This window comes from Streptomyces sp. NPDC097595, from assembly GCF_044761525.1.
GTDB lineage: Bacteria > Actinomycetota > Actinomycetes > Streptomycetales > Streptomycetaceae > Streptomyces > Streptomyces drozdowiczii_A.
Genome location: NZ_JBIWCN010000015.1, coordinates 81,919 through 105,806, shown reverse-complemented (window position 1 = coordinate 105,806; position 23,888 = coordinate 81,919). Strand labels below are relative to the sequence as shown.

The window sequence follows — 23,888 nt, the reverse complement described above, 5'->3', positions numbered from 1 at the left end:
CGGAGGTGTGCCGCCGCCCGGGCGGGCCAACCGTCGGGCAAAGCCCGGGCGGCCCGGGAAACACAGTCGTAAGCTCGCTGACATGCAGGTCATCCAGTCCACGAAGCTCGCCAACGTCTGCTACGAGATCCGCGGCCCCGTGCTTGAGGAGGCGATGCGGCTTGAGGCGGCCGGGCATCGCATCCTCAAGCTGAACACCGGCAACCCCGCCGCGTTCGGCTTCGAGTGCCCGCCCGAGATCCTTGAGGACATCCTGCGCAACCTCGCCGGGGCGCACGGCTACGGCGACGCGAAAGGGCTGCTGTCCGCGCGCCGGGCGGTGATGCAGCACTACCAGACCAAGGGCATCGACCTGGACGTCGAGGACGTCTACCTCGGCAACGGCGTCTCCGAGCTGATCCAGATGTCGATGCAGGCGCTGCTCGACGACGGCGACGAGGTGCTGGTCCCGGCCCCGGACTACCCGCTGTGGACTGCCTCGGTCTCGCTGGCGGGCGGCACGGCCGTGCACTACCGCTGCGACGAGCAGTCCGACTGGATGCCCGACCTCGCCGACATCGAGCGGAAGATCACCGACCGCACCAAGGCGATGGTGATCATCAACCCGAACAACCCGACGGGCGCCGTCTACGACGACGAGATGCTGCGCGCCCTCACGGAGATCGCCCGCCGGCACAACCTGGTCGTCTGCTCCGACGAGATCTACGACCGCATCCTGTACGACGGCGCCACGCACACCCCCACCGCGACGATCGCCCCGGACCTGATGGTCCTGACCTTCAACGGGCTGTCCAAGAACTACCGGGTCGCCGGTTACCGCTCCGGCTGGATGGCCGTCTGCGGCCCCAAGGCGCACGCCTCCTCGTACATCGAGGGGCTGACGATCCTGGCCAATATGCGGCTGTGCGCCAACATGCCCTCGCAGCACGCGGTCGCCACCGCGCTCGGCGGCCGGCAGTCGATCAACGACCTGGTGCTGCCCGGTGGCCGCATCCTGGAGCAGCGCGACGTCGCGTACGACCTGCTGACGCAGATCCCGGGTGTGACCTGCGTGAAGCCGAAGGGCGCGCTGTACCTCTTCCCCCGGCTCGACCCCAAGGTCTACAAGATCAAGGACGACCGGCAGATGGTCCTGGACCTGCTGCGGGCCGAGAAGATCATGGTGGTGCAGGGCACCGGGTTCAACTGGCCGGATCCGGACCACTTCCGCGTGGTGACGCTGCCCTCGGCGGAGGATCTGACGGACGCGATCGGCCGGATCGCCCACTTCCTGGACGGCTACAGCCAGGTCTAGCCCCACTCCGCCCGAGCTTTTCTCGAAGACGGACAACTTTAGACTAAATCCAAGCTAGGATGGTTCTCACAGCACCACCAGGAGGCCATCCATGTACGAACCGATCCGCACCAAATCGGTCCACACACCGGCCGACCACGCCGGCGACTTCCCGCACCGCACCCGCGAGGAGGAGCTGGACATCCAGCTCGCCGGACACCTGGCCGCCCTGCTCGCGGTCACCGACGAGCTGGGTCTCGGCGAGGCGGGCGACCGCATCGCCGGACAGGTCGCCAGGCTGCGCGGCACCCCGCCCGTCCGGCACGCCGGACTGAGCGACGCCCCCGTCCCCGCCCTCCACCGCCGCGCCCACGCCCTCGCGGGCCGGGCCCTGGTGGTGGCCTCCCGCGCCGACACGGCGGTCGCAATCCTCTCGGCCGAGCGCATGGACGCCCACACCGAGGCGCTCGCGGCCGACGCCCGGACGCCGGTCGGCGCCCACTGACGGCCCCGGTCCACGCACCTCAGAGGTGCGTGGACCGGGTGCCAACCATCTTCAGTTGTCACGCGCGCACATCAGTGCCGGCCGCGCGGCCTGGACTTCATGCGTACGGTGACGATGCCGGCCAGCAGCAGGAGGACGGCCGCGATACCCGCGCCGGTCGCCGCACTGCCGGTGTCGGCCATCCCCCCGCCTCCGTCATGCCCGCCGCCACCGCCGTGGTGGCCCCCGTCGTGCGTCGGGTGCGGACCCGGGGTCCATGACGGGCCCGGTCCGTGCGTGTGCGTGTGCGTCGGCTTCGGCGACGGGCTCGTGCTGTCCGACGGTGACGGGGTCGGCGTCGGGCAGTCGTCCGTGGGCGACGGGCTCGGGCTCGGGTTGGTCACCGGGACCTCGGTGGTGCAGGGCAGCTCGGGCGCCCCTTCCGTGGTGCAGCGCGCGCCCGGCGTGTCCGAGGTGACGGAGTTGCGCAGGACCGCGTCGCCCTCGTCCGGGTCGTCCACGGTGACCGTGTAGGTGATCGTGGCGGAGGCGCCGGGGGCCAGCTCGCCGGACCAGTCGAGCGTGTCGCCGGTCACCTGCGCGGTGCCGGTGGTCGCGGTGGGCCCCGTGGTGAGCGAGGCGTCGTCCAGGACACCGGACAGGTCGTCGGTGAGGTGGGCGGGGCTCAGCGTGGTCTCACCGCTGTTGGTCGCGGTCACGGTGTAGGTGACGGTGTCGCCCGGCTCGGCCACGGTGGGCTCGGCCGTCTTGGAGATGTCCAGCACCTGGTCGAGCTTCTCGACGGGGACGGACGCGGACGACTCGTTGGACGTCACCTCGTCGTCGCCCGCCGCGCCCTGCGCGGTGGCCGTGTTGGTGAAGGTGTCGTTGACGACGTCTGCCTCGGTCAGGACGTGGGTGCCCTCGCAGACCATGGACGAGGTCGCGGACCCCATCGGGCCGAGCGTGGTGGACGGGCAGGTCACGTCGGTGACGGACGGGTCCTCGACGTGGACGTCGGTGAGCTCCGACGTACCGGTGTTGGTGACGAGGAACTGGTAGTGCACGGTGTCGCCGACCTCGAAGGGCTCGGTGGCCGCGTTGTCCGGGGGCGCGACGGTCTTGACCAGGTTCAGCTGGTCGAGCTCGTCCACGGAGCTGGCTTCGAGCGCCCGGACGAGGTGGGTGTCGATGCTGCCGCCGGTCGACCCGGAGAAGCCGAACTTGTACGTGGGCGGGGCGTCGGCCGTCATCTGCGTGGACAGCACGGGCTGGAAGCCGGCGCCGTCGTTGAAGTCGATCTCGACGGCCACGGCCGGCCGGGTGTCCGGGCTGACCGTGATGTGCACGGTGCGCTTGGCGGGCAGCGGGTCGGTGCCCTTCTCGCGCAGGCTGCCGGGCAGCGTGGAGCGGAAGCCGGAGGGCTGGGTGGCGTCCGCCTCGATGGTGGAGTCCAGGAAGCAGTAACCGTCGTCGCCCTGCCCGGGACCGCGCAGCGTGACGGTGTCGGGCACCGGGAGCCCGCTGGTGACCGGGGACTTCTGGTCGTCGGGGCAGTTGTTGCCGCGCAGCTCGGCGTCGTTGGCGAAGTTCCCGTACGCGTCGAGCCCGACGCCGAGGTAGCCGCCGTCGACCCCGGGGTCCAGGTTGCGCTGGGCGTACCCGAGGGAACCGCCGTTGGCCCCGGCCTTGGTGAGGTCCACCGAGCCGTCGACCAGGAAGAAGCCGATGCCGTCGGCGCCGGCGTCCCCGGTCCCGTACTGGTACTGCTCGAACGTGACGTCGAGCCCGCCGTTGCCGGGCAGCGGGCGGTTGTAGAGCATCCCGCCGACCCGGTAGTAGCCCTGGTCCGTGAGCTGGAGCCACCCGGGCGTCTGGCCCGGGGTGGGCACGGGCGGGGTCATCTGGGTGTCGGGGTCGTCGCACGGGCCGATCTGCGACTGCCCGGCGGGCGGTTCCTCCGACGCGCCGGTCAGACAGGCCGTGTCCAGGGGTACGAAGCCGGGGTCGGCGACCGAGGTGCCGGTGAAGGTCTCGTCCAGCAGCACGGACTCGCCGAGCGCCCGGGCCGACGAGGAGGCGGCGGGCGCCGTATCGGCGACGGGGCCGGCGGACTGGGCGACCCCGGAGGCGGTGGTCAGCAGGAGCCCCAGCGCCGTCCCCGCACAGGCGGTGGCCGCCACGGCCGGAACGTGGAGCAGCCGTTCATATTTGCGCATGAAGAAAACATAAGAAAACCGGACATGACGCTTGCTCAGCCCACCCGGGACACGCCGCAGCGGCGGCCGAATGGCGGCGCGGGGCGCATGGCTCAGGGCGCGGACGGTGACGGGCGCGGCGACACCGTCGCGGCCCCCGCCGTCGACTGGAACGTCACGTCGTCGGCCTCGCACTCCGGCGGCCCCAGCACCGCGGTGGGCCCGACGACCCGCTCCGACACCGTGGCGCCGGCCGCCAGGTCCGCCACGATCAGGGTGCGCTTCCCGGCGGCCGCGTCCTGCCCACTCCCGGCCGCGCCGTCCCGGAAGACGAGGTGCACGGTGTACGTCCCGCGCCGCGCCGCCTCACTCGTGATCCGCACCCCCGCCACGGGGCGGCGCGTCTCCTCGTCCATCCGGCAGGAGGTGACGGTGACGTCGTCGTACGGGTACCGCATGTCCGCGTGGACCTCGCCGTACGCGTGGGCGAACAGGATCAGGCCGACGAGCCCGCCCACCGCCGCCAGGGCGATCAGCCCGCCCACGGTGATCAGGGCGATCGTCATGCCGCCCATCCTGCGCCCGGGGAAGAGCGGCGGACCGCCCTCGGACGTTTTCGGGTACGGCGGATACTGCATGCCGAGCGGCCCCCTCCGCCGCCGCGCACCGGCGGCGCGACCGGGTCAACCGTACGGCCGCGCGCCTCACACCCGGAGCTCCGAAGGACCACAACCCGGTTACGAACAGGGCACGCTGAGCAGGCCGATGGCCCCCGAAGCGGCTTCGGGGGCCATCGCCGTACGCACGCGAGGGCTCAGCCCAGGCGCTCGACCAGCGCGCGGTACTCGTCCCACAGCTCCTTCGGCGTGTGGTCGCCGAAGGTGTTGAGGTGCTCGGGGACCAGCGCCGCCTCCTCGCGCCAGACCTCCTTGTCGACCTTCAGCAGGAAGTCGAGGTCGGACTCGGAGAGGTCCAGGCCCTCGGTGTCGATGGAGCCCTTCGCGGGAAGGATGCCGATCGGCGTCTCGACGCCCTCCGCCTTCCCCTCCAGGCGCTCGACGATCCACTTCAGGACGCGGCTGTTCTCGCCGAATCCCGGCCAGACGAACTTGCCCGCGTCGTTCTTGCGGAACCAGTTCACGTAGTAGATCTTCGGCAGCTTCGACTGGTCCGGCTTGTCCGCGCCGACCTTGAGCCAGTGGCCCATGTAGTCGCCCATGTTGTAGCCGCAGAACGGCAGCATGGCGAACGGGTCGCGGCGCAGCTCGCCGACCTTGCCCTCGGCGGCGGCGGTCTTCTCGGAGGCGACGTTGGCGCCGAGGAAGACACCGTGCTGCCAGGTGAAGGACTCGGTGACCAGCGGGACGGCCGAGGCGCGGCGGCCGCCGAAGAGGATGGCCGAGATCGGCACGCCCTTCGGGTCCTCCCACTCGGGCGCGATGATCGGGCACTGCCCGGCCGGGACCGTGAAGCGGGCGTTGGGGTGGGCGGCGGGCGTCCCGGACTCGGGGGTCCAGTCGTTGCCCTTCCAGTCCGTGAGGTGCGCGGGCGGCTCCTCGGTCATGCCCTCCCACCAGACGTCGCCGTCGTCGGTGAGCGCGACGTTGGTGAAGACGGAGTTCCCCCACATCGTCTTCATGGCGTTGGCGTTGGTGTGCTCGCCGGTGCCGGGCGCGACGCCGAAGAAGCCCGCCTCCGGGTTGATCGCGTACAGCTGGCCGTCCTCGCCGAACCGCATCCACGCGATGTCGTCGCCGATGGTCTCCACGGTCCAGCCGGAGATCGTGGGCTCCAGCATGGCCAGGTTCGTCTTCCCGCAGGCGCTCGGGAAGGCGGCCGCCACGTACTTCGACCCACCACGCGGCGGCGTGAGCTTCAGGATCAGCATGTGCTCCGCGAGCCAGCCCTCGTCGCGGGCCATGACGGAGGCGATGCGCAGCGCGTAGCACTTCTTGCCGAGCAGCGCGTTGCCGCCGTAGCCGGAGCCGTACGACCAGATCTCGCGGTCCTCCGGGAAGTGCGAGATGTACTTGGTCTCGTTGCAGGGCCAGGGGACGTCCTCCTGGCCCTCCGCCAGGGGGGCGCCGAGGGTGTGGACGGCCTTCACGAAGAAGCCGTCGGAGCCGAGCTCGTCCAGCACCGGCTGCCCCATGCGCGTCATGGTGCGCATCGAGACGGCGACGTACGCGGAATCGGTGATCTCGACGCCGATCGCGGACAGCGGCGATCCGAGCGGGCCCATGCAGAACGGGACGACGTACATCGTGCGGCCCCGCATCGAGCCGCGGAAGACGCCCTGCTCCCCCACGAAGATGTCCCGCATCTCGGCGGGGTCCTTCCAGTGGTTCGTCGGACCGGCGTCCTCCTCCTTCTCGGAGCAGATGAACGTACGGGTCTCGACGCGGGCGACGTCGCTGGGGTCGGAGGCCGCGTAGTAGGAGTTCGGGCGCTTGATCTCGTCCAGCTTGGTGAAGGTGCCCTTGGCGACGAGCTCCCCGCACAGGCGCTCGTACTCGGCCTCGGAACCGTCGCACCAGACCACCCGGTCCGGCTCGGTGAGTGCTGCGATCTCGTCCACCCAGGAGACGAGCTCCTGGTGGTGGGTGGGAACAGTGAGGGGAGCCGCGATGTCGCGCGCCACGATCGCTCCTTGATGAGGGTGTATTCGGTTGGTGCCCTTGCGCCCCGTGGGGGCTGCGACCCGGATGCGTGTACCCCTTCGAATTCCCCTTGGCGCTCATCCGGTGCCGACCGCACTCATTTGATCATCCGACTCTCGCGCCCATATGTCCAGAGGGCCGCCCATGTGAGCATCCACACTCGGTTCCGGCCCATATCCGGTACCTACGGAGGCGTAGGTACGATGCGGGAATGACTGCTGCCGCTGCCGCACCCGACAACGCCGGCCCCCGCACGGCCACGCTCGCCGACGCCCCGCTGAAGCCCCTGATGCGCGGCTGGCTGCACGCCGGAATGTTCCCCGCCGTGGTCATAGCGGGCATCGTGCTCGTCACGCTCTCGGACAGCACCCGGGGCCGGATCGCCTGTGCGATCTACGTGCTGACGGCGTGCCTGCTCTTCGGTGTGAGCGCGGTCTACCACCGGGGTACGTGGGGGCCGCGCGGCGAAGCCGTACTGCGCCGGCTCGACCACGCCAACATCTTCCTGATCATCGCGGGGACGTACACCCCGCTCACCCTGCTCCTGCTCCCCGAGTCCACCGGGACCCCGCTGCTGTGGGCGGTGTGGGCGGCGGCGCTCGCCGGCATAGCGTTCCGGGTCTTCTGGGTCGGCGCCCCGCGCTGGCTGTACACGCCGTGCTACATCGCGATGGGCTGGGCGGCGGTCTTCTTCCTGCCCGACTTCATGCGGACCGGCGGGGTCGCGGTGCTGGTGCTGGTGGTCGTCGGCGGCGTGCTCTACAGCGCGGGCGGCGTCATCTACGGCATCAAGAAGCCGAACCCGTCACCGCGCTGGTTCGGCTTCCACGAGGTGTTCCACTCGCTGACGCTGGCGGCGTTCGTGGTCCATTACGTCGGCATCTCGCTGGTGGCGTACACCCACAGCTGACACCCTCGCGCGGGTTGCGCGGGTCTGTGCGGGGGCGCCTCGGGGGCGCCCCCGCACAGGTGTCACGCCCCGCCGAGCACGCGGGCCAGGGTCTCCGCGTCCGTCGTGGGGGCGTCGCAGACGAAGTGCCGGCAGACGTACGCGGTCGGCGCGCCGTCCACCATCGGCCGGTCGGCGAGCAGCGGGAACTCCGCCCCGCCCGACTCCCCCGCCGCGACGACCGCGCCGGGCGCCCGCCCGAGCAGGGCGGTACGGTGCAGCTCCCCGCCGACCGGCCCGGCGACGGCCACCTCGCGCGGCCCGTCGAGCAGCGCCTCGGCCACCGCGAGCCCCCAGCCGATGAAGCGCGGGGCGCGGGGGCCCAGCGCCTTCACGACGCCGAGCGCCTCCTCGGCGGCGGTGCGGTGGGGCTCGGAGCCGGTGTGCGCGGCGTACGAGAGGAGCGCGCCGGCGGCGGCCGTCCAGCCGGCCGGGGTGGCGCTGTCGGTGGGGTCCTGGGGGCGCCGGATCAGCCGCTCGGCGTCGTCGGCGGTGTCGTAGAGCTGGCCGCCCTCGCCCCGGAAGTGCTGGAGCACGATGTCCAGCAGGAATCCGGCGAACTCCAGCCATGCGCCCTCGCCGGTGACCGCGGCCAGCGCGAGGAAGCCATCCGCGACGTCCCCGTAGTCCTCCAGGACCCCGGCGTGGTCCCCGGCGCGCCCGTCCTTCGAGGTCCGCACGAGCCGGGCGACGGGGCCCATGTGCACCCGCACCAGCAGGTCGGCGGCCTCGGTGGCCCGCTCGATCAGGTCCGGCCGGTCGAAGAAGGCGCCGGTCTCCGCGAGCGCGGCGACGGCGAGCCCGTTCCAGGCGGCGACGATCTTGTCGTCGCGGCCGGGGCGCGGGCGCCCGTCCCGGGCGGCGAGCAGCCGCTGCCGTACGCCGGCGGCGCGGGGGTCGTCGGGGTCGCTGAGGTCGTCGGGGCCGCCGGGCAGCTGGAGGACCGAGGAGCCCTCCTCGAAGGTGCCCTCGTCGGTCACCCCGAAGTGCTCGGCGGCGAACGCGGCGTCCTCCTCGCCCAGCACCTCGCGCAGCTGCTCCGGCGTCCACACGTAGTACGCGCCCTCGACGTGCTTGCCGTGCGCGTCCTCGCTGTCGGCGTCGAGCGCGGAGGCGAAGCCGCCTTCGGGCGTCCTCAGCTCGCGCACCATGAAGTCGGCGGTCTCCAGGGCCACCCGCCGGGCGAGCTCGGACCCGGTGGACCGCCAGAGGTGGGCGTACACGCGGCAGAGCAGCGCGTTGTCGTAGAGCATCTTCTCGAAGTGCGGGACGACCCATTCCCGGTCCACGGCATACCGGGCGAACCCGCCGCCGAGCTGGTCGTAGATCCCGCCCCTGGCCATCGCCGCGCAGGTGTCGGCGGCCATCTGAAGGGCGCCGTCGGCCCCGGTGCGGGCGTGGTGGCGCAGCAGGAACTCCAGCACCATGGACGGCGGGAACTTGGGCGCCCCGCCGAACCCGGCCCGCTTCTCGTCGTAGTCCCGGGTCAGCCCGAGCAACGCCTGCGCGAGCTCCGCCTCCCCGGGCGGCCCGTCCCCGCCATGGGCGAGGCTGCGCTCGGACAGGTCCCGCACAATCCGCCCGGCCACCTCCCCGACCTCGTCGCGCCGGTCGGTCCAGGCGGCGGTGACCCCTTCGAGCACCTGCCGGAAGGACGGCATCCCGTGCCGCGCCTCGGGCGGAAAGTAGGTCCCGAAGTAGAACGGCTCCGCGTCCGCGGTGAGAAACACGGTCATGGGCCACCCACCCTGCCCGGTGGCCGCCTGCACCGCCTCCATGTACACCGCATCCACATCGGGCCGCTCCTCACGGTCCACCTTCACGGACACGAAGTGCTCGTTCATGTAGGCAGCGGTCGCCTCGTCCTCGAACGACTCGTGCGCCATGACATGGCACCAGTGACAGGACGAGTACCCGACGCTGAGCAGCACCGGAACGTTCCGCCTTCTGGCCTCCTCGAACGCCTCGGGCGACCAGGGCCACCAGTGGACCGGGTTGTCGGCGTGCTGGAGGAGGTACGGGGAGGTGCTCTGCGCTAGTCGGTTGGCCATACGCCAATCCTTGCGTACTGGTCCCCACGACGGGGCGGCGCCACGGGGCGAGGCGGGAAGAGGCAAGTGGGCGTCGCGGATGCCGGGCGGCGCGGCATCGACGGACAGTAGGCTGGCCCGGGCAGCACCGGGACTGCTGAGGCTCCTCGAAGGAGGTACACCATGACCGCCGAGATGGTGGCGCCCGCGTGGATGCATTCGCAGATCAGCGCGGAGCAGTACGACTCCTGGTCCGAGGAGCAGTGCGCCGGCATCGAGATCGTGGACGGGATGGTCGTCGTGAGCCCGAGCGCCTCCAAGCGCCACAACCGCTTGGCTCGCATCCTGGCCAACGCCTTGGACGCGGCCGCAGGCCCGGACTGGAACGCCGACACGGACTTCGACGTCCGCCTCCAGGACGTCCCCCTCACCAACCGCCGTCCGGACGTCACCGTCTACCGGTCGGAAACCATCGACCTCACACCCACCCGCCCCGAGCATGTACTCCTGGTCGTGGAGGTGGTGTCCCCCGGCTCGGAGACCACGGACCGGATCGTGAAGGTCGACCAGTACGCCAAGGCCGGCATCCCCTTCTACTGGCGCATCGAACAGGCCGCCACCGGTGTCCCCATCATCTACACGTACGTCCTCGACCCCGCCACCAAGGCGTACAGGGACGGCGAAATGTTCACCGGCGCGATCAAAACTGCCGCTCCGTTCCCCGTGACTGTCGACTTCGGCGTCGTCTGACAGCGCCGGAAGATTTCCCGTGCCCGAACACAAGGGAAAGCGCAAATTCCGGGAGCACCTGGAGGCTCTTTTCGCTGCCGCTGGCTCCCCCAAGCCAGCCGCCATCTGCTCTGCGGGCAGGGACCGCCTGGGGCGAAGTTCCCTGTCCGTGCAGCGCATCAGCGACTGGCGAAGCGGGAAGCACACACCGACCAATAAGCCTCATTCACGGCCATGCGCCCAACGCGCCGGCTCTCAGGCACCTTCGGCATGCTGCCCCCACCCCTTTTCTCTGCGGGGACCAGGCTGGTCTCCTCGAAGGCCTCGGGCGACCACGGCCACCAGCGGACGTGGTCGTCGGTGCACGCGCCCCCAGCCGCCCGCGTGCGACAGGGGGCGCTTCGGGCGGTCAGACGAAGTAGCGGGCCTGTAGGCGGTACAGCTCGGCGTAGGGGCCGTTGGCCTGGATGAGGTTGTCGTGGGTGCCGACCTCGGCTACCCGGCCGTGGTCCAGGACGACGATGAGGTCGGCCGCGCGGGCGGTGGTGAAGCGGTGGGTGACCAGTACGGTCACCCCGCCGTCGAGGCGGTCGATCTCGGCGTACTGCTTGAACAGCCACTCCTCGGCCCGGGCGTCGAGACTGGCGGAGGGCTCGTCCAGGATCCGCAGCAGCGGTGTCCGCCGCATCGCGGCCCGGGCGTTGGCGAGGGTCTGCCACTGGCCGCCCGACAGGCCCTTGCCGTCCCACGAGGTACGTCCGAGCCGGGTGTCCAGGCCGTCGGGAAGCCCGGGGAGGAGCCTGTCGCCGCCTGCGGTGCGCAGCGCTTCGAGGATGCGTTCCGGGTCGTCGCGGTGATCGAGCAGGCCCAGTCCGACGGTGTCCTGGAGGGACATCTCGATCGGGACCGGGTCCTGGAAGGCCACGGTGGTCCGGGCCCGCCACTCCTCCGGAGAGAACTGGGCGAGGTCGGTGCCGTCCACCAGGACGCGCCCCGCGTCGGGACGGTAGAAGCCGGAGAGCATGGTGACGAAGGTGGACTTCCCGGCGCCGTTCTCGCCGACCAGGGCGACCACCGCACCGGCCGGGAGGTGGAGGTCGACGGCGTCCAGGGAGGGCTGGTCGCGGTTCCAGTACTGGAAGGTGAGGCCCTCCAGCGTGATCCCGTCGCGCAGTGCGGCCGGCACCGCCGCCGGGGTGGCCGGGACGACGGCCGCCCGCTCCGCTTCGGCGTCCTCGACCACGTCGAGGAAGACCCGGGTCGCCCGCAGCGACTCCAGGGTCCAGAAGCTCAGGTTCAGCAGGCCCTGCACCTGTCCGGTGATCTGGCTGCTGACGGCGACGGCGGTGATGACCAGGCCGAGCGACGCCTCGCCGGACAGCGCGGCGCGCACCATCAGGACGATCGCGCCCGCGTAGGCCAGCACGAAGAGCAGCCACGCCAGGGCGACCCGCACCCGGGCCCGCCCGTCGGTTGCGGCGATGTCGCGGCCGGCGGCGTCCCACTGCGCGCGGTGCCTGCGCCGCAGTTCGCCCGCCAGTCCGAACAGGCGGGTCTCCCGGCCGGGTGCGGCGGTGGTGGCGAGCGTGAACAGGTGCCCGGCCAGCCGGGTGCTGGGCGTGGTCCGCTCCTCGGCCTCGCCGCGCCGCTTGTCCGCGGCCTTGGTGGCCAGCACCGTGGGGACGGCGAAGAGCGGCAGCACCGCGAGGACCGGGACGACCGACGCCATCAGCACCGCCGAGGCGATCAGCGCCAGCGCGGCTCCGGTCAGCCAGAGCAGCCGGTCGAAGGCGGGTCCGATCTCGCCGCGGGTGGCCCGGGCCGTGGCCGCCTTGTCGGAACGGCTCGGACGCTCGTGGACCTCCAGCGTCGGCGTCGTGCCGACCACGTCGATGAACCGCAGCTCGATCTGGTTCTGGATCTCCTCCTGCAGGCGCAGCCGGGTGAAGTACCCGGCGATGAACGTGCCCTGGGTGAGCATCACGAAGATCGCCGCGGAGAGCGTCAGGAGCAGCAGGCCGTCGGTCGAGTGGCGGGTCGCCACCTCGCTGAAGAGGCCGAGCAGCACGGCCAGGCCCACCCCGGTGGCCGGTTCGAGCAGGGCCACCGCCACCACGAGCAGGGACCGGATCCGGTCCGTACGGGGTCCGATCGCCAGGACGAACCGCAGCGCGCCGATCAAGACGCCACCTCCTCAAAACGCTTGGCCTGCAGGCGGAACAGCTCCGCGTACCGGCCGTCGGCGGCCAGCAGGTCCTCGTGTGTGCCGTCTTCGATGATCTGTCCGCCGTCGAGCACGACCACCCGCTCCGCCTTGCGCACGGTGGCGAACCGGTGCGAGATGGCGATGGTGGTGGCCCCCGCGGTGAGCTCGTGGAACGTGTCGTAGAGCCGGGCCTCCGCGCGGGGGTCCAGGCTGGCGGCCGGTTCGTCCATGATCAGCAGCTGTGCGCCGTGGCGCAGGCCGAACAGCGCCCGGGCGATGGCGATGCGCTGCCATTCGCCGCCCGACGCGTCGACCCCGCCCGCGTAACCGCTGGACATCACCGTGTCCCAGCCGTCGGGGAGCCGCTCGATGAAGTCCAGCAGTCCGGCCTGTCGTGCCACGGCGCGCAGTCCGTCCTCGTCGTCCGCGTGGGGCAGCGAGCCGAACGCGATGTTGTCGCGCACGGTCAGCTCGTAGCGGCCGAAGTCCTGGAACACCGCGACGACTTGGCGCTGCCAGCCACGACGCCCCGCGTCGTCGACCGGCACCCCGCCGACATGGAGCGAGCCCCCGCTCGGAGCGTCCAGTCCGGCGATGAGGCGGGCCAGTGTGGTCTTGCCGGCGCCATTGAGGCCGACGACGGCGAGCGACTGCCCGGCGGGCACGGTGAGGTCGATGCCGTGCAGCACCTCGCCCGCGCCGCCGCCGTAGGAGAACCGCAGGCCCTCGCAGGTGAGGGCCCCGGCGGCCGTCGGCCCGGCCGGTGACGGCACCAGCGGCTCCGCGGCCGGCGCAACGGCCGGTTCCGTGGCCGGTTCCGTGGCCGGTTCCGTGGCGGGGAAGGACAGCGCCTCGGCCGCGGCCTTCCCTCCGAAGCCCATACGCAGGTCGTCGTCGTCCGCCCGCAGCACCTGCATCAGCGCCCGCACGGCCAGGCCGCCGATCGCCAGATCACCCACTGTCGTCCCGTCGGCGCGGGTCGCGGCCCGGTACGCCAGGTAGCAGAAGACCGAGGCGACGGCGGCGCCGGTGAGCAGCACGACCACCACCACGAACAGGTCGTGCTCGCGCCGTCGCCGCCAGACGCCCGCCATGTTCGTACGCCACTCCGCCTGGTACGCGTCGCGGAAGAAGCCGGCCAGGCCGAACAGCCGCACCTCCCGGGCCGCGCCGGGCGTGATCGGCACGTCCCGCAGATAGGACGTACGGCGCAGCTCCGTCGTCTGGTTCACCGTCTCGACCACGGCTTTGCGGTAGTTCCGGACCAGCCGGGAGTGGAGCAGGGTGAACACGACGAAGACGATCGGCCCCAGCCACCAGGCGACCCCGGTGAGCAGCGCCGCGGAACCGATCGCGGTCACCCACAGGGTGGACCGGGTGGAGTACCCGAAGACGGCATCCCCGGGGGGCATGTCGATGGTCCCGGCACCCCGGGCCCGGCTGATCCGGCCGAGGTAGGCGGAATCCTCCAGGTGGCCGACGGTCGTCGGCTCGGAGGCCGCCCCCATCACCCGCTCGCCCAGCCGCCCGGTGACCCGGCGGCCGAGCGCCCGGCCCAGCGCGCTGCGTGCCGACTCGGTGAGGTGGGTGACGAGGAACAGCACGACGATGACCGCAACCCAGCGGTAGCAGTCGTCCGCCACCGAACCGCTCGTGCCCTTGCCGGCCGCCGAGGTGAGACCGTCCACGAGTTCACCGATCGCGACGGTGATGCCGACCGGCGCGGCGCCGGCCAGCACGGCCGTGAGCACGGTCAGGGTGCTCACGGCCGGGGCCTCCGCGAAGGAGTACCGGACGAGAGCGGGCAGCACCCACTCCTTCGCCGGGGCCGCGGAGCGGCCCGTATCCGTAGTCATGCCTGCCCCTGGGTGCTTGACATCGCTCTTTCTCCTGCTCGGTCAGTGCTTCCGCGGCGCTGCGGTGCGATCAACACCTGTGGACGGCCGCGGCAGCATACGCCTCGCGGAGCCTGCGCTTGAGAACTTTTCCGGTGACGCCCACCGGGATCGACTCCTGGTCGGCAGCCCGGAGTTCGGCGAGCAGCGGCTTGTCCAGGCCGCTGAGGATCTTGTTGGCCCGGTCCAGCATTCCTTCGGTGCCGTGGCCGTCGCGGAGGTGGACCAGGACGACGGCGCGGACCTCCCCGTCCTGTTCGGACGCCACCACGACGCAGTCGTCGAGCTCCGGGAGGTGGGCGAGGAGGATTTCCTCGGTGAGCACCGAGTAGACCGTTCCCTCCGCGGTCTCGATGGCGTCGACCGCCCGGTCCACGTGGTAGAACCGGTCGGCCCGGTCCTGGAAGACCAGGTCGCCGGAGAGCCAGTAGCCGTTCAGCAGGCTGCGATAGGTCTTGTCCGAGTCGTTCCAGTAACCGGGCGTCACCGTCGGGCCCTTGACCCCGAGCAGCCCGACCTCGCCCGGCTCGGCCCGCGTACCGTCCGGGCGCAGGACGGCGACCTCGGCGAACGGCTGCGCGACGCCCAGGCAGCGGTGCGGCGGTACGACTCCGGGGATCGTGATCAGGCCGAGCACGCCGCCCCAGCCCAGCTCCGAGCTGCCGAAGCCGTCCACGAATATCGAGCCGGGCACCGGGTCGGCCCCGGCCCAGTGCCGGCCGCGCTCGACCAGCCTGGCGATGTGCGCGCGGTGCGAGGCGTCGCCGACGCTCACCCAGCGCTCGACCAGGTCGAGACCGGGCGCCTCGGTCTCCCGCAGCGCCAGCTCGGCGAGCGTCACCGCGAAGCCGACCACGATGGTCGCGCCGTAGCGGCCCGCCGCCGCGGCCACCGCACCGCCACTGCGGTCGGACATCAGCGCCAGGGGCACCCCGGAGAGCATCGCGAGCAGGGCGTAACCGATGGCGGAGCCGTGCGACTGCGGCAGCGCCGAAAGGATCAGCGACTGCGCGTGGTCCCGGAACCCGGTCAGGTGGGCTCTGATGCCCACCATCATCTGGGCGTGGGCCCAGATGACCGGCTTGGGTGTGCCGGTGGTGCCCGAGGTGTGGCAGATCAGAACGGGGTCGCCCGGCGCGTGCCGGAACGGCGGCGGTACCGGGAGGTCCCCGGACGGAACGGTGGCGTCGATCGAGGACACCCAGAAGCCTTCGCTCTCCGGCTCGAACGCGTCGCCGAGGCGCTCCAGACCGGCATCGTCCGTCTGGAGCCCCGCCGGCGCCGTCCGCCGGAGGTAGGCGAGCACGATGCCGGGCTCCATCTCGCCGTTGACCAGAACCGCGATCGCCCCGAGGCGGCTGAGCGCCAGGTAGTGGACCAGGTCGTCGGCGCTGTCCCGGAGGTACACCCCGACCCGGTCGCGGGGGCCGACGCCTCGGTCGGCGTACCAGGCGCTCCACACGTCGACCAGGTCGGACAGGCCGGCCAGGCTCAGCCAGTCGCGCGGGACGCCGTGCGCGTCGCGGATGCGCAACTCGGCGAAGAGATAGGGGGCGTGGACGTCCGGACTGACCCGCAGCGCCACCTCCAGGGCGTTGCCTCCGCCCAGCGTGGGTTCGGCGGCGATGGCGTGGCGGACGTGGGACGGGACAAGCGTGGTCCCCACCTGGGATCTCCTAATCGTCACTGGGCACTAGTTCGAGAAGCTGGTAGTCGATGCCGCGCACCCGGTCTCCCGAGGTACGCAGGACCGAGATCCGGTAGCCCGCCTCGTCGGCCAGCCGGTGCAGCGTGTCGTGGTCGCCGAGGTCGCTGAAGCCGAGGAGCAGCCGGCCCCCGGCGGTCAGCCTGGTCCCGGCTTCGGCCAGGTACCGCCGGTGCGCGCGGTAGCCGGGGTCGAACACGGCCCGGCGCAGACCCTCCCGCCTCTCGTCTTGGACGCGGGCGGGAGCCGCCCCGGCGCCGGGGTCGATGAAGGGGGAGTTCCAGAAGACGAGGTCGAACCGGTCCTCCGGCCGGAGGCCGTCGAAGACGTCGCCCCGGTACACCTCGATCCGGCCGGACAGCCCGTGCCGCGAGGCGTTCAGCCTGCTGTTCTCGACGGCCGCCTCGCTGATGTCCGTGGCGACCACCCTGGTGCAGCCCTCGGCCGCGGCACTCACCGCGGTCACCCCGGTGCCGCAGCCCACTTCGAGGAACGAGCCACCGGCCGGGAACGGGAGGGACTCGGTGAAGAACGCGGTGGATTCGCAGTAGTTGGGCGCGAACACCCCCGGCAGCAGGTCCCACTCCCGGTCGCGCAGCCGGAACGTGGCCGGTTCGGTGACTCCGTCGGCCGTGCTGCTCACCAGCCAGGTGCCGCGTACCAGGGCGGCCCGCGAGGGCCCGGATCCGGAGGAGGTCATGACGTTCCCTTCCGCCCGGCGGGTGCGGGCGCCGCTCGTACGAGGTCGGCGCGGGCGAGGCCGAGCGCCGGGTCGTCGTTCATCTCGACCATGAGGCCGAGCACCCGGTCCACGTCGCCGTCGGCCAGGGTCACCCGGGCCAGCTCAAGGACCTCCGCGTGGACGTCGCCGGTCGCGGCCACACAGCTCACCGGGCCGGTCAGCCGGTAGTCGCGGGCGATCTGGCCGAGCACGGCGGTGGGCACCGCCTGGTAGAAGAGGATCGGGTTGACCCGCTTGCGGTTCACGTGCTCGACGGACAGCTCCAGGGTGACCGTGTCGAAGTACCGCGAGCCCAGGACGATCGCGCACCGGTCACCGGCGCCGGTGAGCAGGTGCTCCGAGCGGGGTTCGCCGAGGCACGCGCGCACGGCGGCGTACACCAGGGGCGCGAAGTCGGACTCCATGAACCCCGGCAGCCTGGGCAGTTGCGGGCCTCCGTGCACCGTCGCCCCGGCGACGGTCTCCAGTTCCGGCAGCGTCGTCATGCCGCCGCCAGCAGGATCGCGGCGTTGACCCCGCCGACCGAGGAGTTGAGGCTCAACGCGTAGGGCACGTCGACCCGTTCCGGGGCTGTCACGTGCCGGAGCGGGTGGCGGGTGTCCGGCCGGTCGAGCCCCGCGGTCGGCGGCAGCGCCGAGGAGCGGATCGCCAGCAGCGAGATGACCGCCTCCAGGGCCCCGCTGGCTTCGAGCGCGTGGCCGGTCGTGCTCTTCGTGCCGCTGACGGACACCGTCTCCGTGTGCTCGCCGAGCGCGGCGTGCAGCCCGGCCGCCTCGGCGGCGTCGTTGAACGGGGTACCGGTGGCGTGGGCGTTGACGTAGGTGAGCCGGTCCGGGCCGATGCCCCCGCGGCGGAGGGCTCCCGTGACCGCCGCCGCGACCCCGGCCCCCTCCACGTGCGGCTTGGCCACGTGGAAGGCGTCGTCGGTCATGGCCCAGCCGGCGAGCCTGGCCAGGGGTTCGGCCCCGCGGGCGCGCAGGCTCTCCCCCGACTCCAGCAGCAGCATCGCGGCGCCGTCGCCGAGCAGGACGCCCTTGCGGTCCTGGTCGAACGGGCGCAGCCGTCCGTCGGCGGCGAGTGCCTGCGCGGCGTCGAACAGGCCGAACGCCTGCCGGTCCACGAGGAAGGCTCCGCCCGCGAGGACCGCCTCGGCAACCCCCGTACGGACCAGTTGCGCACCGTGGATGAGGGCGTTCGTCGCGGCGCAGCAGGCGTTGACGAAGGTGCGCCGCGGCGTGCCCAGACCGAGCCGGTCGGCCACCCGCTCGGTCATCCCCGCGGCCGACTCCGGCTCCAGCGAGGGTGCGCGCACCTTGGTCGCCAGGACGAGGGGAAGCCCCGCCGGGTCGCGCCGGCCGGCCATGTCGAGCGCCTGCCTCCCGCAGTCGGCCGCCACCTCGACCGTCCCGACGTCCTGGCGGCCGTCCACGAAGTAGGCGTCGGCCTCCTGCCAGGTGGCGGCCCGGTCGGCACGGCAGTGGGACACGTCGAAGCGGGTGACCGGGCGGAACGCCGGGGTACCGGCGAAGGCTCCGGCGAGGAGGGCGTCCGGTCCGAAGCCGAAGGCGCTGAACACGCCGAAGCCGCTGACGAAGACCTCCGCGGTCATGCGGGCGCCGTCCCGGGACCGCGGTTGACCAGGGCCTGGAGTCCGGCGACGGAGTCGATGCCGGCGGTCTCGCCGCTGAGCTTGACCACGATGCCGTGCCGCTCCTCCAGCAGGTGCTGGATCCATATCGCGGCGTAGGAGTCGATGACGAGCAGGGTGTCGTCGTCGATGGTCTCGGGCAGTCCCGCGTCCTCGCAGTCGGCCAGGACGGCGAGGAGTTCGTCCCTACTGATCCCCCCGGGCGGCGTCGTCGGCTGCTGCTGTGCGCTCTCGGAATGCGGAGAGGAGCTGTACTCGGTCACGGACAACCTTTCCGGTCGGTGTCTCAATGAGTCGGTCCTGCAGGTAGTACCGCTTCGGTGTTTTCAGCGGGTTCATCCGCTCCCGGCTCCAGGCCGCGAGTGCCCGGTCCGTGAGCCCGTTCCGGATCGCCACATGGGCTTCGATCACGGTCCCGAACGTCACGACCGCGGCGGTGACGTCGGGGTGTTCCTTGAGCGTCTGCTCGATCTCCATCAGATCGACCTTGATGCCGCCGATCGCCACCACGGAATCGGCGCGGCCGAGGATGGTGACCGCGCCGGTCTGCCCGTCGATCGCCGCGCGGTCGAAGGTCCGCAGCCAGCCGTCGGTGAACCGGGGCACTCCGTCCTCCACGAGGTACGGCGTCCCGTCCATCCGTACGCAGAGCTCGCCGTCGCTCACCCGGACGCCGATGCCGGGGGCGGGCAGGCCGACGGACGGAGCCGGGATCAGACCGGCGAGGTCGGCCGTGATCACCCCGACCTCGGTCATGCCGTACACCTGGCCCAGGCGGCAACCGGTCGCCAGCCGGAACCGCTCGGCGAGGGCCGGGCCGGTGGCCATCCCGGCGCTGGTGGCCACGCGCAGCCGCGGCAGCCGGGGCAGCTCCGCCGTCTTGCCGAGGAGGTCGAAGTGGGTCGCCACCCCGAACACCGCGGTCGGGTCGAGCGCCACCGCCGCGCGGGCGATCGCGGCACCGTGCTGCGCGGACGGGATGAGCACCGGCAGACCCGCCGCCAGGCCGTGGAGGATGCCGCCGACCAGGCCCCAGGTGTGGATGGGCGAGCACAGCAGGAGCAGCCGGTCGCCCTGGCCCGGCATGTGGTCGATGGCGGCGTACCGGTCGAGCTCCGCGTCCAGCGACGCCGCCGAGCGGCCCACCACCTTGGCCTGCCCGGTCGATCCGGAGGTGAACTGTACGAGGCACACGTGCTCCGGCAGCGCGGACGCGTCGGCCAGCGGCTCGACGACCGGCTCGGACCGGCCGGTGAAGTGGCCCCCTCCGGCCGCGGCGCGCACCCGGAACGCCGGCCCGCACAGCCGCGTCAGCGCTTCGGCCTCCGGCCCGGTGAGCCGGTGGTCCAGCAGCATGGCCCGGGCGTCCAGCCGCCAGATCGCCAGGAGGAGGGCGAACAGGGTGGCGTCCGGGACGAGTTGGACCGCCACGCAGTCGCCGGGCCGCACGCCGTGGCGCACGAGCAGATCGGCGCACCGGTCGACCTCCTGGTGCAGCGCCGCCCGGTCGACGGTCCCCGTCTCGTCGGCCCACACCGGTTCGGCCGAGGGCTTCCCGCACAGACGGGCGCTCAGTTCCCTCGCGGTTGTCATGATGTCCGGCTCCGTTCTCCGCTCGACGCGGTCGCTTCCTGGACGGCCCGGCCCGCACCGACGGCCACCGGGCGGTCGAGCGCGGCCCGGACCAGCTCGGCCACGGCCCGGCGGTCGACCTTGCCGTTGGCGTCGCAGGGCAACTGGTCCACGGTGAGCACCCGCCGGGGCACCATGTAGGCCGGAAGGTCCCGTACGAGCGCGGCGCGCAGCCCGGCCGGGTCGCCCGACGGGGCGACGCAGACGGCGTACAGCCCCAGCGCGTCGGCGTCCTCCCGGACGGCGACGACGACGGCGAGGGCGACGCCGGGCAGGGACAGCAGCGCCGCCTCGATCTCCCCGGGCTCCACCCGGTAACCGCTGACCTTCACCTGGTGGTCGACGCGTCCGAGGAAGCACGGGACGCCGTCGACCGAGGTCACCCGGTCCCCGGTCCGGTACCAGCTGTCCTCCGGGACCGCCGGTTCGCCCTCCGGAGGGGGCGAGGGGTGGAACCGGCCGCGATTCGCCTCCGGGTCCAGATATCCGTCGAAGCGCTGCGGTCCGCGGACGCACAGTTCGCCCTCGGCGGCCGGCTGCCCCGACTCGTCGAACACCGCGTATTCGAGGCCCGGGTAGGGCAGGCCGATCGGCACCACCCCGTTGGGCGTGGCCGGCCAGTCGCCCGGGTCCGCGGGCAGGGTGACGTCGCTGCAGAAGATGGTGACCTCGGTGGGCCCATAGGCATTGGTCAGGATGCTGTTGGGTGCGGCGTCCCGCCAGGCGCGGGCCTGCTGCCAGGTGAGCGCCTCACCGCCGAACATGCTGTGCCTCAGGGACGGCATGCTCCCGGGCAGCAGCCTTCCGCCGGCCTGCGCCCTGCTGATCGCCGAGGGCACCGCGTACCAGTGGGTGAGGGCGTTGTCCGTGACGAACCGGACCGGCCGCAGCAGGTCGTTCCGGCTCGGCACGACGAGGGTCGCGCCCGCGGACCAGGCCGCGAAGAGGTCGAACACGGACGGGTCGAAGGTCAGGTCGAAGAACTGTGAGCACCTGGACTCCGGCCCCAGACCGAACCTGTCCCGGACCGTGTCCAGGAACGCCGAGAGGTGGCGCTGCCGGATCGGCACCCCTTTGGGCGCGCCCGTCGAACCGGAGGTGAACAGCAGGTACGCCTCGGCCTCGGGCGCATCGGCCAGCGGCGGGGCCGGGGGCCGTTCCGGTACCGACGTCGGGTCCACGGCCAGCACGCGGACGCCCGCGACGTCGGGGACGATCAGTCCCGGTTCGGCGACCACCAGGCCGGCCCCGGAGGCCGCCAGCATGTGGCGCGTCCGTTCCTGCGGGAAGGACGCGTTGAGCGGGACGACCGACGTGCCCAGGCGCTGGACGGCGAGATAGCCGACGAAGCCGAGCAGGCTCCGCCCGGTCATCAGGCCGATTCGCTCGTGCGCGCCCTCCGACCGGGCGTGGATGTGCGCCGCGAGGGATTCCGCCATCTCCGCGAGGCGGCGGTAGCCGTAGTGCTCCCCGTCGAGTTCCAGGGCCGTCCGGGTTCCGTACCGGGCGGCCGAGGCCTCGAACCGGTGGTAAAGCATCATGGCGTCTCCCGGAGCGAGAAGGAGTGACGGGTCACCAGGCGGGCCGACGACGTGGAATCGCCGCGGCTCTCCGCCCCGGCCGCGCCGCGCCCCGGCGGATCCGCGCCGAGCAGTGTGAGCAGCGGCGTGGCCTTGACGACCGTCTCATCGAACTCCGCGACGGGGTCGGACATGGCCACGATCGCGCCGCCGACGCCGTAGCTGACGTGACCGGGCCGCGCCACGAGGGTGCGGATGGCGATGCTCAGATCGACGCCTCCCGACAGCGAGAAGTACCCGATCGCGCCCGAGTAGATCCCCCGGGGGCCGTCCTCCAGCCGGTCGATGATCTCCATGGTGCGCAGCTTCGGCGCCCCGGTCATCGAACCGCCGGGGAAGGCGGACCGGACGCAGTCGACCGCGCTGCGGTCGGGGCGCAGCCGCGCCGTCACCGTGCTGGTCAGCTGATGGACGGTGGCGTAGGTCTCGACGGCGAACAGTTCCGGGACGGCCACCGAGCCGACCGCGGCCACCTGGGCCAGGTCGTTGCGCAGCAGGTCGACGATCATGAGGTTCTCCGCCTGGTCCTTCTCGCAGGTGGCCAGATCCTGCCGGAGCGCCTCGTCCTCCTCCGCCGTGCGGCCACGGGGGCGGGTGCCCTTGATCGGCCGGGCTTCCACCCGCCGCTCGCCGTCCACGCGCAGGAAGCGCTCGGGGGACGTGCTCAGCACGGAGAGGTCGCCCAGGCGCAGCAGCGCGGCGAACGGAGCCGGGTTGTCCCGGCGCAGCGAGGTGTACGCGGACCACACGTCGAGCGTGGTCGCCACGTCGATCATGTTGGTCAGACAGACCTCGTAGCTCTCGCCCGCGGCGATGGCGTTCTGGCAGGACTCGATGAGCCGCAGGTAGTCGCCGCGTCCGTGACGCAGCGACAAGGGCGTCTCGACCGGCTTCGGCCGCACCGCCGGAGGGCGGGGGGCGTCGGCCAGTGCCTCGATCCGGGCACGGGTGGCCGCGAGCCAGTCGCGCGCCGGTGCCTCGTCCTCGGTGTACAGGGCCAGCAGGTAGGTCGTGTCGGTGCTGTGGTCGAAGACCACGCTCCGGGCCGCGAACAGCATCGAGGCGTCCGGGTGCTCGGAGCGGTGGCTCGGTGCGCCACCGCCGCACTGGGCCTTGAGTTCGTAGCCGAGGTAGCCGACCCACCCGCCCCGGAAGTCGAAGGGAAGGTGCTCGCCCCCGACGACCTCGGCGGTGCGCAGGCGGTCGTCCAGCCAGTCGAGGAAGGGCCGGACCTCGGTGTGGCCGCGCTCTCCCGACCTGACGGTGACCGTGCCCGTGGCGACATCGGCGGTGACCACCTCCGCGAGCGGGCCCTCCGCCGCCCCCATCACCGAGAAGCGGCCCAGGCGCGGATCGGGCCGGCTGCTGTCCAGCCAGAACGCCTCGGGCCGGTCGAGGAACAGCTCCTCGTACACCTGCTCCGCGTCGCAGTCGGTGGGGAACTCCTCCACCAGCAGCCGGTACGTCACGCGCCGCTCCGGGTCCGGGCCGCTGGGACGGGCCGGCCGCGGGCGCTGCGGGCGGGCGGCCCGGCCGCTCCGCAGGTTCCACTCACCACTCAGCCGGGCGAAGTTGGCCAGCAGGCGGTGTCCGTGGCCGGTCGAGATGGACTCGGGGTGGAACTGCACGCCCCACTGGGGGCGCTCCCGGTGCCGCAGGGCCATCAGCACCCCGTCGGGCGTCCAGGCCAGCGCCTCCAGATCGTCCGAGAGGCGGTCGACCGCCCACGAGTGGTAGCGCACGACCTCCTGCGGCGACGGGATGCCGGCGAACAGCCCGGTGCCGTCGTGGAAGACGGGCGACTTGCGGCCGTGCCGGGGCTCCGGGGCGAGTGCGATGGTCCCGCCGCCGAGCATCGCGATGCCCTGGTGTCCGAGGCAGACCCCGAGCAGGGGTATGCGGCCCGCCGAGATGACGTCGCGGCAGATGCCGAAGTCGGCCGGGACTCCCGGGGTTCCCGGGCCCGGGGAGATGACGACGTTGTCGAACCCGTCGAGGTGGTCCGCGCGCCAGCCGGGCTCGTCGTTGCGGATGACCGTGGGCTCGGTGCCGTTGACCTCTCCGAGGTAGTGGGCCACGTTGTGGGAGAAGGAATCGTAATTGTCGATGAGAAGAGTTTTCATACGCACCCCTGGGACGAGTCCTCCGGAGTTCCGG

Annotated in this window: 18 protein-coding genes; 4 read left to right on the top strand and 14 right to left on the bottom strand. The window is 72.1% G+C overall.

From position 1 onward, the window contains the following. The first annotated feature begins 82 nt into the window (after positions 1-82). The gene (locus tag ACIQZN_RS23005) at positions 83-1,294 is read left to right on the top strand and encodes a pyridoxal phosphate-dependent aminotransferase (protein ID WP_403996904.1); all 1,212 of its coding nucleotides are present in this window, start codon (positions 83-85) and stop codon (positions 1,292-1,294) included. Between the two features lie 91 nt (positions 1,295-1,385). Further along, positions 1,386-1,778, top strand: coding sequence for a hypothetical protein (locus tag ACIQZN_RS23000; RefSeq protein ID WP_403996901.1), 393 nt, complete (start codon positions 1,386-1,388; stop codon positions 1,776-1,778). 71 nt (positions 1,779-1,849) lie between these two features. On the opposite strand, the gene ACIQZN_RS22995 is transcribed toward ACIQZN_RS23000, so the two are convergent. The 3 genes from ACIQZN_RS22995 to ACIQZN_RS22985 form a co-directional block, all read right to left on the bottom strand. Next, positions 1,850-3,976 carry a hypothetical protein gene (locus tag ACIQZN_RS22995; protein ID WP_403996898.1) on the bottom strand — a complete coding sequence of 709 codons (2,127 nt, stop codon included), beginning with the start codon at positions 3,974-3,976 and terminating at the stop codon, positions 1,850-1,852. 92 nt (positions 3,977-4,068) lie between these two features. Then, positions 4,069-4,521: a hypothetical protein gene (locus ACIQZN_RS22990; RefSeq protein ID WP_403996895.1), complete on the bottom strand. Its 453-nt coding sequence runs from the start codon at positions 4,519-4,521 to the stop codon at positions 4,069-4,071. 248 nt (positions 4,522-4,769) lie between these two features. Then, on the bottom strand, positions 4,770-6,596 hold the full coding sequence (locus ACIQZN_RS22985; RefSeq protein WP_403996892.1) for a phosphoenolpyruvate carboxykinase (GTP): 1,827 nt from the start codon (positions 6,594-6,596) through the stop codon (positions 4,770-4,772). A 230-nt stretch (positions 6,597-6,826) separates the two neighbouring features. Between ACIQZN_RS22985 and ACIQZN_RS22980 the strand changes: the two genes are divergently transcribed. Beyond that, complete coding sequence (locus ACIQZN_RS22980) at positions 6,827-7,525, top strand: hemolysin III family protein (RefSeq protein WP_403996889.1); 699 nt, start codon at positions 6,827-6,829, stop codon at positions 7,523-7,525. A 62-nt stretch (positions 7,526-7,587) separates the two neighbouring features. Here ACIQZN_RS22980 and ACIQZN_RS22975 read toward each other — a convergent pair whose 3' ends face one another. Next, a complete protein-coding gene (locus tag ACIQZN_RS22975; protein WP_403996886.1) occupies positions 7,588-9,615 on the bottom strand; it encodes a thioredoxin domain-containing protein in 2,028 nt (675 codons plus the stop codon). A gap of 162 nt (positions 9,616-9,777) precedes the next feature. Between ACIQZN_RS22975 and ACIQZN_RS22970 the strand changes: the two genes are divergently transcribed. Then, entirely contained in the window at positions 9,778-10,344 is a 567-nt protein-coding gene (locus ACIQZN_RS22970; RefSeq protein ID WP_403996883.1) for a Uma2 family endonuclease, read from the top strand. 388 nt (positions 10,345-10,732) lie between these two features. On the opposite strand, the gene ACIQZN_RS22965 is transcribed toward ACIQZN_RS22970, so the two are convergent. The 10 genes from ACIQZN_RS22965 to pabB form a co-directional block, all read right to left on the bottom strand. Further along, positions 10,733-12,505, bottom strand: a complete 1,773-nt coding sequence (locus tag ACIQZN_RS22965; protein WP_403996880.1) for an ABC transporter ATP-binding protein — start codon at positions 12,503-12,505, stop codon at positions 10,733-10,735. After that, positions 12,502-14,385, bottom strand: coding sequence for an ABC transporter ATP-binding protein (locus ACIQZN_RS22960; protein ID WP_403996877.1), 1,884 nt, complete (start codon positions 14,383-14,385; stop codon positions 12,502-12,504). Before ACIQZN_RS22960 ends, ACIQZN_RS22965 begins: the two co-directional genes overlap by 4 nt. A 70-nt stretch (positions 14,386-14,455) precedes the next feature. After that, complete coding sequence (locus tag ACIQZN_RS22955) at positions 14,456-16,090, bottom strand: class I adenylate-forming enzyme family protein (protein ID WP_403996874.1); 1,635 nt, start codon at positions 16,088-16,090, stop codon at positions 14,456-14,458. Positions 16,091-16,100: 10 nt separating this feature from the next. Next, the gene (locus ACIQZN_RS22950) at positions 16,101-16,829 is read right to left on the bottom strand and encodes a methyltransferase (protein WP_403996871.1); all 729 of its coding nucleotides are present in this window, start codon (positions 16,827-16,829) and stop codon (positions 16,101-16,103) included. Further along, positions 16,826-17,356: a hypothetical protein gene (locus ACIQZN_RS22945; RefSeq protein WP_403996868.1), complete on the bottom strand. Its 531-nt coding sequence runs from the start codon at positions 17,354-17,356 to the stop codon at positions 16,826-16,828. The genes ACIQZN_RS22950 and ACIQZN_RS22945 overlap by 4 nt, the downstream gene beginning before the upstream one ends. Then, positions 17,353-18,480: a beta-ketoacyl-[acyl-carrier-protein] synthase family protein gene (locus tag ACIQZN_RS22940; RefSeq protein ID WP_403996865.1), complete on the bottom strand. Its 1,128-nt coding sequence runs from the start codon at positions 18,478-18,480 to the stop codon at positions 17,353-17,355. Before ACIQZN_RS22940 ends, ACIQZN_RS22945 begins: the two co-directional genes overlap by 4 nt. After that, positions 18,477-18,782 (bottom strand): hypothetical protein, encoded by a 306-nt coding sequence (locus ACIQZN_RS22935; protein WP_403996862.1) that lies wholly within the window; start codon positions 18,780-18,782, stop codon positions 18,477-18,479. The genes ACIQZN_RS22940 and ACIQZN_RS22935 overlap by 4 nt, the downstream gene beginning before the upstream one ends. Next, positions 18,706-20,112: a class I adenylate-forming enzyme family protein gene (locus ACIQZN_RS22930; protein ID WP_403996859.1), complete on the bottom strand. Its 1,407-nt coding sequence runs from the start codon at positions 20,110-20,112 to the stop codon at positions 18,706-18,708. Before ACIQZN_RS22930 ends, ACIQZN_RS22935 begins: the two co-directional genes overlap by 77 nt. Further along, entirely contained in the window at positions 20,109-21,692 is a 1,584-nt protein-coding gene (locus ACIQZN_RS22925; RefSeq protein ID WP_403996856.1) for an AMP-binding protein, read from the bottom strand. The genes ACIQZN_RS22930 and ACIQZN_RS22925 overlap by 4 nt, the downstream gene beginning before the upstream one ends. Beyond that, entirely contained in the window at positions 21,689-23,854 is a 2,166-nt protein-coding gene (gene pabB, locus ACIQZN_RS22920) for an aminodeoxychorismate synthase component I (protein ID WP_403996853.1), read from the bottom strand. Before pabB ends, ACIQZN_RS22925 begins: the two co-directional genes overlap by 4 nt. Positions 23,855-23,888 lie beyond the last annotated feature (34 nt).

Coding starts and splice junctions, on each gene's coding strand:
- ACIQZN_RS23005 (WP_403996904.1), top strand. CDS start 83: ATGCAGGTCATCCAGTCCACGAAGCTCGCCAACGTCTGCTACGAGATC.
- ACIQZN_RS23000 (WP_403996901.1), top strand. CDS start 1,386: ATGTACGAACCGATCCGCACCAAATCGGTCCACACACCGGCCGACCAC.
- ACIQZN_RS22995 (WP_403996898.1), bottom strand. CDS start 3,976: ATGCGCAAATATGAACGGCTGCTCCACGTTCCGGCCGTGGCGGCCACC.
- ACIQZN_RS22990 (WP_403996895.1), bottom strand. CDS start 4,521: ATGACGATCGCCCTGATCACCGTGGGCGGGCTGATCGCCCTGGCGGCG.
- ACIQZN_RS22980 (WP_403996889.1), top strand. CDS start 6,827: ATGACTGCTGCCGCTGCCGCACCCGACAACGCCGGCCCCCGCACGGCC.
- ACIQZN_RS22975 (WP_403996886.1), bottom strand. CDS start 9,615: ATGGCCAACCGACTAGCGCAGAGCACCTCCCCGTACCTCCTCCAGCAC.
- ACIQZN_RS22970 (WP_403996883.1), top strand. CDS start 9,778: ATGACCGCCGAGATGGTGGCGCCCGCGTGGATGCATTCGCAGATCAGC.
- ACIQZN_RS22960 (WP_403996877.1), bottom strand. CDS start 14,385: ATGACTACGGATACGGGCCGCTCCGCGGCCCCGGCGAAGGAGTGGGTG.
- ACIQZN_RS22950 (WP_403996871.1), bottom strand. CDS start 16,829: ATGACCTCCTCCGGATCCGGGCCCTCGCGGGCCGCCCTGGTACGCGGC.
- ACIQZN_RS22945 (WP_403996868.1), bottom strand. CDS start 17,356: ATGACGACGCTGCCGGAACTGGAGACCGTCGCCGGGGCGACGGTGCAC.
- ACIQZN_RS22940 (WP_403996865.1), bottom strand. CDS start 18,480: ATGACCGCGGAGGTCTTCGTCAGCGGCTTCGGCGTGTTCAGCGCCTTC.
- ACIQZN_RS22930 (WP_403996859.1), bottom strand. CDS start 20,112: ATGACAACCGCGAGGGAACTGAGCGCCCGTCTGTGCGGGAAGCCCTCG.
- ACIQZN_RS22925 (WP_403996856.1), bottom strand. CDS start 21,692: ATGATGCTTTACCACCGGTTCGAGGCCTCGGCCGCCCGGTACGGAACC.
- pabB (WP_403996853.1), bottom strand. CDS start 23,854: ATGAAAACTCTTCTCATCGACAATTACGATTCCTTCTCCCACAACGTG.